The organism is Streptomyces sp. NPDC047042, assembly GCF_040644035.1.
Lineage (GTDB): Bacteria > Actinomycetota > Actinomycetes > Streptomycetales > Streptomycetaceae > Streptomyces.
Genome location: NZ_JBEYVP010000025.1, coordinates 79,364 through 92,536, shown reverse-complemented (window position 1 = coordinate 92,536; position 13,173 = coordinate 79,364). Strand labels below are relative to the sequence as shown.

17 protein-coding genes are annotated in these 13,173 nt (G+C 68.8%); 15 read left to right on the top strand and 2 right to left on the bottom strand.

Going from position 1 to position 13,173, the window contains the following annotated elements; genetic code table 11:
• The 10 genes from ABZ855_RS28290 (at position 1) to ABZ855_RS28245 (ending at position 8,892) form a co-directional block, all read left to right on the top strand.
• The gene (locus ABZ855_RS28290) at positions 1-909 is read left to right on the top strand and encodes an ABC transporter permease (protein WP_360811496.1); all 909 of its coding nucleotides are present in this window, start codon (positions 1-3) and stop codon (positions 907-909) included.
• Between the two features lie 44 nt (positions 910-953).
• The gene (locus ABZ855_RS28285; protein ID WP_360811572.1) at positions 954-1,880 is read left to right on the top strand and encodes an ABC transporter ATP-binding protein; all 927 of its coding nucleotides are present in this window, start codon (positions 954-956) and stop codon (positions 1,878-1,880) included.
• Positions 1,873-2,535, top strand: a complete 663-nt coding sequence (locus tag ABZ855_RS28280) for an ATP-binding cassette domain-containing protein (RefSeq protein WP_360811494.1) — start codon at positions 1,873-1,875, stop codon at positions 2,533-2,535. Before ABZ855_RS28285 ends, ABZ855_RS28280 begins: the two co-directional genes overlap by 8 nt.
• Before the next feature lie 207 nt (positions 2,536-2,742).
• A complete protein-coding gene (locus ABZ855_RS28275; protein WP_360811492.1) occupies positions 2,743-3,441 on the top strand; it encodes a hypothetical protein in 699 nt (232 codons plus the stop codon).
• A gap of 218 nt (positions 3,442-3,659) precedes the next feature.
• The gene (locus ABZ855_RS28270; RefSeq protein ID WP_360811490.1) at positions 3,660-3,818 is read left to right on the top strand and encodes a hypothetical protein; all 159 of its coding nucleotides are present in this window, start codon (positions 3,660-3,662) and stop codon (positions 3,816-3,818) included.
• Between the two features lie 28 nt (positions 3,819-3,846).
• The gene (locus tag ABZ855_RS28265) at positions 3,847-4,872 is read left to right on the top strand and encodes a GlxA family transcriptional regulator (RefSeq protein WP_360811488.1); all 1,026 of its coding nucleotides are present in this window, start codon (positions 3,847-3,849) and stop codon (positions 4,870-4,872) included.
• Positions 4,873-5,055: 183 nt separating this feature from the next.
• Positions 5,056-6,324: an ABC transporter substrate-binding protein gene (locus ABZ855_RS28260; protein WP_360811486.1), complete on the top strand. Its 1,269-nt coding sequence runs from the start codon at positions 5,056-5,058 to the stop codon at positions 6,322-6,324.
• Entirely contained in the window at positions 6,305-7,381 is a 1,077-nt protein-coding gene (locus ABZ855_RS28255) for an iron ABC transporter permease (protein ID WP_360811484.1), read from the top strand. Before ABZ855_RS28260 ends, ABZ855_RS28255 begins: the two co-directional genes overlap by 20 nt.
• The gene (locus ABZ855_RS28250; protein WP_360811482.1) at positions 7,381-8,196 is read left to right on the top strand and encodes an ABC transporter ATP-binding protein; all 816 of its coding nucleotides are present in this window, start codon (positions 7,381-7,383) and stop codon (positions 8,194-8,196) included. Before ABZ855_RS28255 ends, ABZ855_RS28250 begins: the two co-directional genes overlap by 1 nt.
• A gap of 66 nt (positions 8,197-8,262) precedes the next feature.
• On the top strand, positions 8,263-8,892 hold the full coding sequence (locus tag ABZ855_RS28245; RefSeq protein WP_360811480.1) for a DJ-1/PfpI family protein: 630 nt from the start codon (positions 8,263-8,265) through the stop codon (positions 8,890-8,892).
• A 282-nt stretch (positions 8,893-9,174) separates the two neighbouring features.
• Here ABZ855_RS28245 and ABZ855_RS28240 read toward each other — a convergent pair whose 3' ends face one another.
• The gene (locus ABZ855_RS28240) at positions 9,175-9,372 is read right to left on the bottom strand and encodes a hypothetical protein (RefSeq protein ID WP_360811478.1); all 198 of its coding nucleotides are present in this window, start codon (positions 9,370-9,372) and stop codon (positions 9,175-9,177) included.
• Positions 9,373-9,423: 51 nt separating this feature from the next.
• Entirely contained in the window at positions 9,424-10,179 is a 756-nt protein-coding gene (locus tag ABZ855_RS28235; RefSeq protein ID WP_360811476.1) for a GntR family transcriptional regulator, read from the bottom strand.
• 78 nt (positions 10,180-10,257) lie between these two features.
• Between ABZ855_RS28235 and ABZ855_RS28230 the strand changes: the two genes are divergently transcribed.
• From ABZ855_RS28230 to ABZ855_RS28210, 5 genes are all read left to right on the top strand, one after another.
• Positions 10,258-10,536, top strand: coding sequence for a hypothetical protein (locus ABZ855_RS28230; RefSeq protein WP_360811474.1), 279 nt, complete (start codon positions 10,258-10,260; stop codon positions 10,534-10,536).
• 526 nt (positions 10,537-11,062) lie between these two features.
• The gene (locus ABZ855_RS28225; RefSeq protein WP_360811472.1) at positions 11,063-11,290 is read left to right on the top strand and encodes a hypothetical protein; all 228 of its coding nucleotides are present in this window, start codon (positions 11,063-11,065) and stop codon (positions 11,288-11,290) included.
• Positions 11,287-12,030 carry a GntR family transcriptional regulator gene (locus ABZ855_RS28220; RefSeq protein WP_360811470.1) on the top strand — a complete coding sequence of 248 codons (744 nt, stop codon included), beginning with the start codon at positions 11,287-11,289 and terminating at the stop codon, positions 12,028-12,030. The genes ABZ855_RS28225 and ABZ855_RS28220 overlap by 4 nt, the downstream gene beginning before the upstream one ends.
• Positions 12,027-12,329 carry a hypothetical protein gene (locus ABZ855_RS28215; RefSeq protein WP_360811469.1) on the top strand — a complete coding sequence of 101 codons (303 nt, stop codon included), beginning with the start codon at positions 12,027-12,029 and terminating at the stop codon, positions 12,327-12,329. The genes ABZ855_RS28220 and ABZ855_RS28215 overlap by 4 nt, the downstream gene beginning before the upstream one ends.
• A gap of 298 nt (positions 12,330-12,627) precedes the next feature.
• The gene (locus ABZ855_RS28210) at positions 12,628-13,050 is read left to right on the top strand and encodes a hypothetical protein (RefSeq protein WP_360811467.1); all 423 of its coding nucleotides are present in this window, start codon (positions 12,628-12,630) and stop codon (positions 13,048-13,050) included.
• Positions 13,051-13,173 lie beyond the last annotated feature (123 nt).

The following is a 13,173-nucleotide window of genomic DNA, read 5'->3' as shown; positions in this document are numbered from 1 at the left end:
ATGGCTGAGACCGCAGTCGCAGTCGATGCCGATGCCGATGCCGATGTCGAACCGAAGTGGCGCTCGTACGGCACCCGCCGCCGCTCCACCCGCACCGTCCGGGTGCGCACCTCCGTAACTCTGGTCGCCCTGACGGTCGTAGCGGTCCTGCTCGTCCCGCCGCTCGTCCAACTCGACCAACAGGCCGTCGACTTGGCCGCCAAGCTCCAACCACCCTCCTGGGCCCACCCGTTCGGCACCGACGACGTCGGCCGCGACCTGCTGCTGCGCTGCGTCTACGGCCTGCGCGTCTCCCTGTTCGTCGGGGTCGTGGCGGCGCTGACGGCGACAGTGATCGGTACGGCCCTCGGCGCCACGGCCGGAGCACTCGGCGGCTGGGCCGACCGGGGCATCATGCGGCTGGTCGACACCTTCTCCTCCGTCCCGCATCTGCTCCTTGGCATCTTCATCGTCGCCATGTTCCGCCCCGGCGTCTGGCCGGTGGTGGTCTCGGTCGGGCTCACCCACTGGCTGTCGACCGCCCGGATCGTCCGCGCCGAGGTGCTGTCCCTGCGCTCCCGCCCGTACATCGACGCCGCCATCTCCGGAGGCGCGTCGAGGTGGCGGGTGACCGTACGGCATCTGCTGCCCGCCGTACTGCCCCAGGCCGCGCTGGCCGCCGTACTGATGGTGCCGCACGCCATGTGGCACGAGTCGGCTCTCTCCTTCCTCGGCCTGGGCCTGCCCGCCCACATGGCGAGCCTCGGCAACCTCATCCAGAACGCCCGCGGTTCGCTGCTCGCCGGGCAGTGGTGGCCCACCCTCTTCCCCGGCCTGTTCCTCATCGTCCCGACCCTCGCCATCGCCGGCCTCGCCGGGGCCTGGCGGGAGCGGATCAACCCCCGGCGTCGATCGGAGCTGATGCTGTGAAAGCCGCTGTCCTGTCCGTACGCGGACTGTCGGTGCGCTTCCTCATGTCCGGCGGGCGCAGCGTCGCCGCCGTCACCGACGCGCACTTCGACGTGGCGGCGGGGGAGTGCCTGGCCCTGATCGGCGAGAGCGGCTGCGGCAAGTCCGTCCTCGTCTCCGCCCTCCTCGGCCTGCTCCCCGCCAACGCCCAGACCGCCGGAGAGGCCCGCCTCGGCGACCTCGACCTGCTCGCCGCCGACGAGCGCACCCTGGCCCGCACGGTTCGTGGCCGCCGTATCGGCCTCGTCCCGCAGAGCCCGGCCGCACACCTGACCCCCGTCCGCACCATCCGCTCCCAACTGGAGGAGACAGTCGCCGCGTTGACCGGCGTACGAGGCCGGGCGGCCGTCCGTACCGCCGCCGAGGCGGCAGCCGAACGGGCGGCGTTTCCCGCCGACCACCTCGACCGCCACCCCCACGAACTCTCCGGTGGCCTCGCCCAACGCGCCGCCACCGCCCTCGCCCTCGTCGGCGACGCACCCCTCCTCCTCGCCGACGAACCGACCACCGGACTCGACCGCGACCTCGTGGACCACACGGTCGACGAACTGAGACGGCATGTGGACGATGCCGCCCGGGCCCTGCTGATGATCACCCACGACCTGGCGGCAGCCGAGCGCATCGCCGACCGCGTGGCGGTCATGTACGCGGGCCGCATCGTCGAACTCACCGACGCGGACACCTTCTTCGGCATCCCCGGCCCCCGCCACCCCTACAGCCGCGGCCTCCTGCACGCCCTGCCCGACCGCGCCTTCACCCCCATCCCCGGCATGCCCCCAGAGCTCGGCGACCTCCCCGACGGCTGCGCCTTCACCGCCCGCTGCCACCTGGCCACCGCGGCCTGCACCGCCGTACCGCAGCTGACGGACACGGTCGCCTGCCACCACCCGTACCTGCCGGAGGACACCCGTGCGGAGGACATCCGTGCTTGAACTGCGCGCCATCACCGCCGGATACGACCGACACGCCCCCGTCGTCCGGGACGCCTCCCTCACCATCGAGACCGGCGAGTCCGTCGGGCTCCTCGGCCCCAGCGGCTGCGGCAAATCCACCCTCGCCCGCGTCGCGGCCCTCCTCCACCGCCCCGACGCCGGAACCCTGCTCCTCGACGGCGAACCCGTACACCGCTGGCGCCACCGAGCCCCCCGCACCCAACGCACCGCCATCGGCGTCGTCTTCCAGCAGCCCAGACTCTCCGCCGACCCCCGACTGCCACTCACCGACCTCATCGCGGAACCCCTGCGCGCGAACGGCCGCCGCGACGAAGTGCCCGACCGGGTCGCCGAACTCGCCCCCACCGTGGGCCTGACCCCCGACCTGCTGACCCGACGCCCCCACGAGGTCAGCGACGGTCAACTCCAACGCGCCTGCCTGGCCCGAGCCCTCGCCCTGCGCCCCCGCTGGCTGATCTGCGACGAGATGACCGCCATGCTCGACGCCTCCACCAGCGCCGCGCTCGTCACGGCAGTCGAGGAATACCGCACCGCGACCGGCGCCGGCCTGCTCGCCGTGAGCCACGACCAGCTACTCCTCAGCCGCTGGTGCGGACGGACGGTGCACTGGGATGCGTTGACGCGGTCTGGTTGAGGGCCACGGGGAGGGCCGGCAGGCCGGGATCAGGAGGCGCTTGTGCGGCTGCGGAACTGACTGCCGTCCGGTGTCGTTCCGGCCGCTCGTCGAGTTCCCTGGCCCACCGTGTGACATGAGTCATCGTCTCTTCGGTGAGGTGGTGGCCCGGTCCCTTCGCGTACCTCCTGACGACGATCGGACGCCGGGTGCGAGGATGGGCGCGCTATGACAGTCGGAGGGTGGTGCCGCGCGCTGCGGGCCGGTGTGTTCGCCGTCGTCTGTGTGTTGCTGGCCGCTCTCGGTCACGTCACCATGTCCGGCACTCCCGTCCGCTGGTGGATGATGGCCGCCGGTGCCATGGCAGTTGGCGGGGTGGGCTGGTTCCTGGCCGGTCGTGAGCGTGGGCCCGCGTTGATCGTCACGGTCGTCGTCGCGGCCCAGACGGTGCTCCACGAGATGTTCTCCCTGGGCCACACCGTGGTGCTCGGGACAGCGCCCGCCTCCGGTGCCACAGCGGCCGCCATGGGCGGTATGGGCGGCATGGACATGGGTTCCTCGGCCGCCATGGACATGAGCGGCATGACGCACATGTCGCACGGCTGGGGCGGCGGCACGGTACACACGCACGGTATGGCCGACATGGGTGGCAACGCCTCGTTCGGCATGCTCGCCGCCCACCTGCTGGCCGCCGTCCTGTGCGGGCTGTGGCTCGCGTACGGCGAGCGCGCCGTCTTCCGTGTCCTGCGGGCCGCGGCGGCCCGGCTGGTCGCGCCGCTGCGGATGCTGCTGGCGTTGCCTGTCGCGGCCCGTGGCCCCTCCGTCCCCAGGCACCGGGGCGACGCGCACCGCTCGTCACTGGCCCGCTTCCTTCTCTGTTACTCCGTCACTTCGCGGGGACCGCCCACAGGCGCCGCTGTCATCTGAGGCAGCCGGATCCACCGGGGGCCCACCCGCCCTTCGCCATGCCGTGTTCCCGTGCGTTCCCTTCCTGGGCCGCACGTCTCCCGGCGTGGGCCGACGAGCGCGACGGGCCCCGGGCATCGCCGTACCCATCCGCCTATCCGTACGGCCCCAACCCCTCTGCCGGAGAGCCGTGCCCCGTTATGGGACGTCGGATCCGGACGACCCGCGAAGGACACCACGTGATCACCTCTGCCCCACCCGTTCCCCGCCTTCCCCGCCACGCGGATCGCGCCACGGCGGACGCCGCCGCCACCGCCTGGGCGTCGGCCGCCCGAAACGGCGACCCCCACGCGGCCGAGCACCTCGTCCGCGCCCTCGAGAGCGTCCAGGCGGCGTGAGATGAAAGGTGGCCGTCCCAGTGGTGTGATGAGCTGTTCCGAGGATGCCGGTACCGGTGTCGCCGAGGTGAGAACCCAGACGGTCCTGGTCGTGCTGTTCGACGGCGTGCAGCCCCTTGACCTGGCGGGGCCCGTGGACGTGTTCACGGCGGCGGCGCGCTTCACCGGAAGCGAGAGCACGCCTCCTTACGTCGTTCGCACGGCATCCCTCGGCGGCGAGACCGTACGAGCCGCCGGTGGTCTTAGGCTGGTTCCCGATCTCGATCTGGCCGATGTCGAGGATCCCGAGCTCCTTCTCGTACCCGGCGGGCCGGGCGTGGGAGACGTCGACAGCCGACTCGTGGCATGGCTGCGCGAGCGTGCTCCGCGCGTGAAACGCGTGGTGTCGGTGTGCACCGGGGCGTACCTCCTGGCCGAGGCCGGACTGCTCGACGGCCGCCGGGCAACGACCCACTGGGCTTCCTGCGACTACCTCGCGAGCAGATATCCCCGGATACGGATCGATCCGGTCCCGATCTTCGTCCGGGACGGCCCGATCTCCACGTCGGCGGGAGTGACGGCCGGGATCGACCTTGCCATCGCGCTGGTCGAGGAAGACTTCGGGCGCGCGGTGGCACACGAGATCGCCCGGCTTCTGGTGCTCTACGTGCGTCGTCCCGGCAATCAGGCCCAGTTCAGCGTGCAGCTCTCGGCGCAGATCGCCCGCTCGGATCCGCTTCGTGAGGTCCAGTACTGGGCCGCTGCCAACCTGGCAGCCGACCTGTCGGTTCCCGCTTTGGCGGAGCGCGCCGGCTTGTCCCCCCGCCAGTTCGCCCGTGTGTTCGCCGAGCAGGTCGGGACGACCCCGGGCCGCTACGTGGACCTCATCCGCCTGGAGGCCGCGCAGCGCATGCTGACAGACACCGGCGACGGCGTGGTCCGTATCGCGCGCCAATGCGGATACGGGACGTCCGAGGCGATGCGTCTCGCGTTCGTGCGTGAACTCGACGTCTCGCCCACGGAGTACCGCCGTACATTCACGAAGTCACCGGCCCTCGCTCCTGCCCTTCGATAGACGACGTCGGCGTATACCGGCACAGCCATCCCGCAGGCTCGCACGTTCCCGCTTCCCGCTTCCCGCTTCCCGCTTCCCGGTCTGCGGGATGGCAGATTTATTGGTCTGCATGACATGGACGTCATGGCTGGACGCTCATAGGCTTTACGCCGTAATGCGAAATCGTGCCGCTCGCCAATCGGTATGGAGTATCGCGTCAAGGATCTCGAGTGGCGCTCGTGTCGATTCTCACTTCGTTTCTGCCACCCCTTTCCGATCGCGAAACGCGCGGCCCGCTGGGCCTCGACCGGGCCGGCCTCTGATTGTTGGAAGGTGGATATAGAGATGCCCTTGCTATTACTCGGGTCCGTGCGACCGGACGTGAAGCGGCGTGCTGTCGTGCTGCTCGTGGCCGCGCTGAGCCTGCAAGTCGCGGGCTGCGGCTCCGGTGCCGGGTCCGGATCCGATTCGGGCGGCGCGGCAGCCGCGGAAAAGGGTGCCGCACCCACCAGGACCTCGTACCCGTTGACGATCGACAACTGCGGCCAGAAGGTGACGTTCGACGGGCCGCCCAGGCGTGTGCTGATCATGAACGGCGCGTCTGTCGGAGAGGTCGAGACGTACGTCCTTCTCGGTCTTCAGAGTCACATTCTTGCGAATGCGCAACGCGTCACCATCTCCGATGATCCGAAGATGGTCGCAGAGGTCGCGAGGCTGGCGACCGGAGGCGCCGAGTGGAACAAGAATTTCGATGTTCCCGCCGAGAAGGTATTCGATCTCAAGCCTGACCTCGTGGTGTCGACATGGAGCGGGAGTTTCAACGCCAAGAGCGGGTTCGCCACGCGGGAGCAGTTGGCGGACGTCGGGATAAAGTCGTATGTCAACCCGGTCGACTGTGCCTACGGGGCGACGAACCCGTCAGCGGCGGACCAGGCCGTCTACGACCAGCAGTCGATCGAATCGACCTACGAATTCATCACACAGACCGGGGTCATTTTCGACAAACAGCAGAAGGCGTCGGACCTCGTCGCCGAGCTCAGGAAACGGATCTCGGCCGTACGGGACCGCGTCGAGGGCAAGGACCGTAAAAGGGTGCTGCTGGTGTATCCCGGTATGGCGATGATGAGCACCAGCAATCTGCCTGCCGTGTTCTCCGGCGGTGTCTACGACGACATCATCGAGTCGGCAGGCGGCGAGAACGCCTTCCCCAGTGACAAGCCGAATCCGGAGCTGACCTCGAACCTGAGCGCCGAGGCCCTGGCGTCCGCCGACGTCGACGTGCTCGTGATCGGACTGGCCGACCCGTCCGAAAAGGGCAAGGTGAAGCAACTCGCCGACCAGTTGTTCGAGCAGTACCCGCAGTGGAAGGCGTCGAAGACCAAGACCTACACGAGCATCTCCGACGGGGCTTTCATCGGCCCGACGAACGCGTACGCGGTGGAGGCGATCGCCGATGCGGCGCACCCTCAGTAGGCCCGGCGGGTCCACGCGCGGTCCCTACCTGGTGTCGGGCCGCGCGACAGGTCTCCTGTACGTGACGCTCACCGTGGTGCTCGTGGCGGCTGTCACCGCCGGGATCTCCATGGGAACGGTCACCGTGCCCGCAGGGGACGTATGGCATGTGATCCTGCGCCACCTCACGGGCGACACCGGCGGTCTGGATCCGCTGAAGAACCAGATCGTCTGGGAACTCCGTCTGCCTCGGGTTCTCGTGGCCGCGGTCGTCGGTGCGAGCTTGAGCGTCGTAGGTGTCGGTCTGCAGGCGCTGGTCCGTAATCCGCTCGCGGATCCCTACATGCTGGGGACAACTCCTGGCGCGTCTCTCGGAGCGGTCCTCGTTCTGGCGATCGGCTCCGCGGCGCTTGACGGACTGGGGGTGACCGGCGGTGCCTTCGCCGCGGCGATGCTCACCATGGCCGCGGTGTTTCTGCTCGCCCAGCGAGGCGGCCGGCTCGCCGACACACGGTTGATCCTCTCCGGTGTCGCGGTGGGGTATCTCGCGGTTGCCGCCACGAGCTTCGTGCAGTTGCAGACGAACCCGAACCAGCTCGCGGGCATCATGTTCTGGCTCATGGGCAGCCTCGCGGGCGCGGCTTGGTCCGACCTGGGCATACCGGCCGTCGCACTCGCGCTGGGTGTCGGCTGGATGTTCGCCCAGGGGCGCGCCCTCAACGCGCTGATGATCGGCGATGACGCGGCGGTCGGGCTCGGAATCGACGTACACCGGTTTCGGCGTCACCTGCTCGTGGTGACGTCGCTGATGACCGCCACCGTGGTCGTGGTCGCGGGCGGCCTCGGATTCGTCGGACTGATGATCCCTCACATCGCGCGCCTCGTCGTGGGCGCCGAACACCGGCGCGTGCTGCCGACATCCATCCTCGTGGGGGCGACCTTCCTGGTGCTCGTCGACCTCGCGAGCCGCACGGTCGCCCGGCCCAACGAGTTGCCGGCCGGCATCTTCACCGCCGGTATCGGCGTGCCCGTTCTGCTGTGGCTGCTGCAACGCAACAGGCGAGGGGAGGGATCGTGATGAGGCTGGACTTCGAAGGCGTCAGTATCGACATCGACTCGGCCCGCATCGTCTCCGACGTGTCGTTGAGCATCGCGCCGGGTGAGATGGTCGGACTCGTCGGGCCCAACGGCAGCGGGAAATCCACCCTCCTGCGCAGCGCGTACCGGGTGCTTCGACCGACCGGCGGGGCGGTACTCATCGGCGGCGACAACGTGTGGAGCATGTCCGCGCGGGAGGCGGCACGCCGTCGCGCGATCGTGACGCAGCACACCGTGCTCGGGGCCGAGTTCTCCGTCGAGGAGATCGTCGCCATGGGGCGAACCCCTCGAAAGGGGATGCTCGACCGCGACACCGACCAGGACCGCCGGACAGTTGAGCAGGCACTCGACGACGTACACATGCGCTGGGCGGCTCAGCGATCGTTCGCGACGCTCTCCGGCGGCGAACAACAGCGTGTTCTGCTCGCCCGCGCACTCGCGCAGGAGGCCGGGTTGCTGATACTCGACGAGCCGACGAACCACCTCGACGTGCGCGCACAGTTCGAAGTCCTCGACCTGCTGAGCCAGTTGGGCATGACGACCCTCACGGCCCTGCACGATCTCGACCACGCCGTCTCCTACTGCGACCGCGTCGCGGTCATGGCGGAGGGCAGGCTCGTGGCGGTGGGGGAACCGACCGAGGTACTGACGCCCGAACTCGTGCACGACGTATTCGGGGTGCGGGCGGTACTCGACACCCACCCGATCACAGGCCGACCACGCATCACGGTCGCCTCCGCCGGCCATCGCCCGACGACCACGGCGGGCGATGCGGAGCGCGCCCCCGCCTCCTGAACATCCCCCGATCTCCCCCCTGCCGACGGCGGTCAGCCGCAGCAAAGCAATCGAAGGAGCTTTTCCATGCAGGTCGCGGTCGTTCTCTACCCCGGGTTCACTTCGCTGGACGTCATCGGACCGTACGAGGTCCTGGGCCGTCTCCCGGACACCGAGGTCGTCTTCGTCGCCGAGCATCCGGGCCTCGTCCGAAACGACCTGGGCAGCCTGTCGATCAACGTCGTCGCACGTCTCGCCGACGTGCCGAACCCGGATGTCGTGATCATCGGCGGAGGCCCGGGCCAGACGGAGCAGATGTCCGACGGAACACTGCACGAATGGCTGCGAGCGGTCGACCGGACCTGTGCCTGGACGACTTCCGTCTGCACGGGAACCCTGATCCTTGCCGCCGCCGGAGTCCTCGAAGGACGTCGGGCGACGACCCACTGGGGCGCGCTGGAGCACCTCGCCGAGTTCGGTGTGACGCCGACGAACGAGCGGGTCGTCATCGACGGCCACTACGCCACCGCGGCGGGCGTCTCGGCGGGCATCGACATGGCCCTGACCCTGGCCGGCCTGATCGCGGGCGACGACACGGCGCAGGCGCTCCAACTCCTCATCGAGTACGCACCACAGCCGCCTTACGACTCGGGGTCCCCGGACTCCGCTCCGGCGGAGGTCGTCGAGAAGTTGTACGCGATGTTCCCGGCCGGCTGACCGCACGGGGCGGGCGGATGCGGGAGATGCGTCGCGGCCCACCTCCCGCCGGGCTGTGAGCCCCGCAGCCTCCCGCCCCCGACCAGCAAAAACGCCCTCCCGGAGGAGGGCCGAAGCGATGTGTGTGCAGAGCGCCCCCGGCAGGACTCGAACCTGCGGCCAAGCGCTTAGAAGGCGCTTGGTGTGTTCACCCGGGACGGTCACTGACCTGGGCGACTACCCCTTCCGCTGGCAGCTCGTCACCCGCCGTCGACACACATTCGACAGAGCCCGGATCCCGGCTCATGGTCGCCGGTAGGCCGAGGGGTCGACACCCGCTTCTGGCGTCCTGCTCAAGGACACGTAGGCGGGATGCTCAGGATCTCCCACCTGCAGGAGGGCGAAGAGATCGAGGTCATGATTCGCGAACCTGTGGAGGTACTGGAGGAACAGCTCCAACTCCTCGTCCGACAGCCGCTCATCGTGCCTCTCGTTTCGCATGAGGTCACGATACGAGCCGAGGGCCTACGACCTTGACGTGGAGCTGTCCCGCTAACGGTTGATGGGGATCTCGTAGACGATCTCGCAGTGAGCGGCGGGCACGACGATGTCCGCCGTCTCGACGGGCCGTCCCTCGTCGCTGTAGTACGTCCGCCGGATGTGCGTGACGAGCGCGGCCTTCTGGATGCCGAGTAGGGAAGCCTCTTCGGCGGTCGCCTGCCTCGGCTCCGGCTGCTCCACGGCGTGGCTGACGGTGATGCCGATCGCGGCCATGCGGTTCACGACGCCCGACCCGGCGTGCGGCCCTCCCTCGGGCAGCACGACGAGAGTGCCGGCCGTGAGGTCGTACGGCTCCCAACTTGTCGACAGCTGCACAGGCCTGCCGTCCGCCAGGAACTCGTACGTCGTCCGGACGCACAGGTCGCCCTCGGCGATGCCCAGCCGTGCCGCGATCTCCGCCGGTGGCGGCACCTTGGCGTCGGTCCGGCTCTCCCAATCCCCTTGCCTGCCGACAGCCTTCATGTCCGCGCGGAAGGGCGACCCGTTGGGCTGCTCGCGCGCCGAGGAGCGGACCACCCGCACTCGCTGCCGAGGCTCGGCGACGTACGTGCCTGATCCGGCACGTCCCTCCAGCACTCCCTGGGAGATCAGCAACTCCTGCGCCCGCCGGACCACGTTCTCGCCCACGCCGCACTCCTGGCCGATCTGGGCGCGGGAGGGCAGGCGGTCTCCCGGTTCCCATACGTGCTCCGCGATCCGCCGCCGGAGTTCGTCGGCGATGCGGAGATAGGGCGGTTGCTCAGGCATGTAGAAAATCTAGTCCACTAGCTCTAGTCTAGTTAACTAGCTTCACTGAAAGTGATTGCTGGTGACGGAGGCTGCCCTGTGCCCGCTTCGGGAGTTAGCGCGGCGGCCCTCGCCGCCCGACTGTCCGCCCTCGGGCTCCCCGTGCGCATGGAGGAGCACGACTTACACACGACGGTCGAAGTAGAGGTCCCGGAATCGCTCGACGCCGAGTTATGGCGGGAGGCCCTCGAAGTAGTGGCCGACGCCGATCGTTTCGGCCTTCTCGCCACCAGCCTCAACGACCGCACCCTCTGGGCGGTCGTACGCAAAGTGGTCCCCACGACGGGCGATGTCGGGGGACCGAGCCACCAGCGATAGGAGCTGAGCAGCGTGCTCAACCGTATCCGCCGTGCCGTCTCGCTCACCAGAGAGCGGCACTTCCCCAAGGGCAGGCATCGCCGGCCCTTAAGGTCCACCAGGCCGTCGCTGGCCTACGTATCCCCTGCGCACGCGGAGGGGCCGACGGCCGTCCGGAGGCGGGGCCCAGACCCGGCGGACCTCGTGGGATCACTCGCGGGTGAAGACAACGCGCTTGTCCGCCCGTATGTGCTGGCCTGGGAGAAGCGCGAACGGCCGCAGCGTTCGATGGTCATGGCGCCCCATCTGCCGGCCGAAGCCTGGTCAGCCCTCGCGGGAGTCCGCTGATGCCTCCTCGTCGACAGCCTCACATCACGGACGCCCCGTCCGCCCCCTACCGATCGGTCGCATGCCGGATCGGCACTCACCCCACCTGCGCGGAGTCCTCCCCGACGGCGGCGCCGGTCGACCTGCCGGTGATTTACGAGGTGTGCGACTGCCCGTGCCACGCGACGTCCAACCAGTCCACGCCTGCGGAGGTGCAGCAGTGAGGCAATGGGCACCCAGCGGCGCGCTGCTTGCTCAGCCCGTCGAGATCACCTCGACCACTGTGCAGCGCGGCGACATCATCCAAGTCGGTGGCCGTGCCTGCCGGGTGAGCAACCTCTTCCAGCTGCCCCAAGGCGCCAAGCAACTGCTCTTCGAGTCAGGCGAGTTGCTGACCATGCACACACGGACCCGGCTCCTCGCCGTGCGGATGCTGAGAAGGCGGTGACACAGACCGTGCCCTCTCGCCATCACGACATCGCCGACGACCTCAGGTGTCAGATCACGACCGGTCACATCAAGCCCGGCGAACGCCTTCCGTCGGAAGTCGGACTGGCCGGCCAGTACAAAGTCAGCACGGCGACGCTGCGGAGCGCGCTCGCGGTGCTTCAAGGGGAAGGCCTCATCGAGAAGATCCACGGCAAGGGCAACTTCGTCCGCCACCGCCTCCGCAAGATCATGTATGTCGGCGGCTGGGGGACACTGGACCCGTGGACAGCCGCTGAAACGGCTCTGCGCGTCACGGACCGCGCAACTGCGATCGAGGCGCATGGGCATCTGGCAGCCCTGTTGCGAGTTCCGAACGGTAGCCCGCTGACCGAGTTCCTCAGCATCAGCTACCAGGGAGAGTCCCCGCACAGCCTGGCCCGCATCTACGTCCCCCGCGACCTGGAGCGCACCGAGCCCTTCGGCGACGGCCTTTCATACCTGCGGACAGAAACGAGCTTCGCTGTGCTGAGCCCTCTGTCGTCGGAGATCCGGGAGACGGTCTCCGCTCGCCTCCCGACACCGGATGAGGCGTCCACCCTCCGGATTAACCCCACCTTGGCGGTTCTCGCGATCACACGCGTCGCCGCCGACACGGCCGGGCGCGTCGTCGAGGCCGCGCTTCTGGTGTTCCCAGGGGATCGCGTTGACGCGGTCTTCACCACCCACCACGTGATCGATGAGAGGCAGACGCAAGGATGACGGCACAGAACGAGCTGCGGCTCCTCCCGTGGTCGGGGCCGGAGGGTAAGCCCTGCTACCTGAGCACCGACGACAGGGGCGGCTACATGTCCCGCCTGGCGGACAACATCGAAGCGGAGCAACTCGACACGGCGACCGAACTGTTGAAGCAGGCGGCGGAAACCCTCAGCGACGAGCCAGCGGACCCGGAGGCCTTGCAACTCCTGGCGAGGGAACTGACCGGAGCCCTGCGTGACGTGCTCCGCGTAGCCGCCAGCCGCAGTCACCTCCTGGAGGGGAGCGAACCTCACCGCAATTGAGGAGGACGGTCGGCAAGGCGGGCGCTGAGGCCGCCTCCCGTGCAACCCGAGCTGGGAGAGGGGCTTGGACAGAATCCGGGCCCCTCTCTTGCTGCGTCACGCCGGTGTGCACGACGGGACGGCACGCTCGCCGACGACGCTGTTCTCCGTCTCAGCGTTTAGCGCTGGCGCGATAACAGGAGCACATGGCGAACGAGCTGCGCGGCTTGCGTTTTGAGTGATCAGCTACCGCGCGCTGTCGGTGACGTCCCTTACGCTGCGCCTCTGATCGAACAGTTCGGATGGGGAGGGGACAAGGATGGGTGGCAACGCATGGAGTCACACGGGCCCGCATCAGGCTGACCTGGCGGCCGCGTTCCGGCAGGCTCAGGCGGAGGAGCTGACGAAGGAGAACCACGGCTTTGAGGGGCGGTCCATAGAGGAGTTGTGGCGTGACCCGGAGTGGCACGAGTACATCTACACCGGTGGTACGTGCACGGTGCTGGACTTCCCTCTCATGGTTGAGGCCACCGACGTTCACAGCGGTCCGTTCATGCGGCCACTGACCGATCGGGAGGTGCGTGCGTGGGCTCCTCACGGCCGGCCCACCTTCGAAGAGTGGGACGAGGCCCTCGACTCCGGGCACCTAACCTTCCCCGATCGTGCTCAGGGCAACTGCACAATCCTCTACCGCGACGGCCGGCCCGCGCAGATCGGCTACTGGGGCGTCACCGCCGACTAGTGCGACGCCCTTCCGCGGCGTAACCCCTGAACCCATCCAGGGTCCTCGCCCTTTCTGGGCTGACCCGGGCGAAGGCTCCAACCTCCCCATCCGCGACTTGCCCAGGGACCTCGACACACGGCT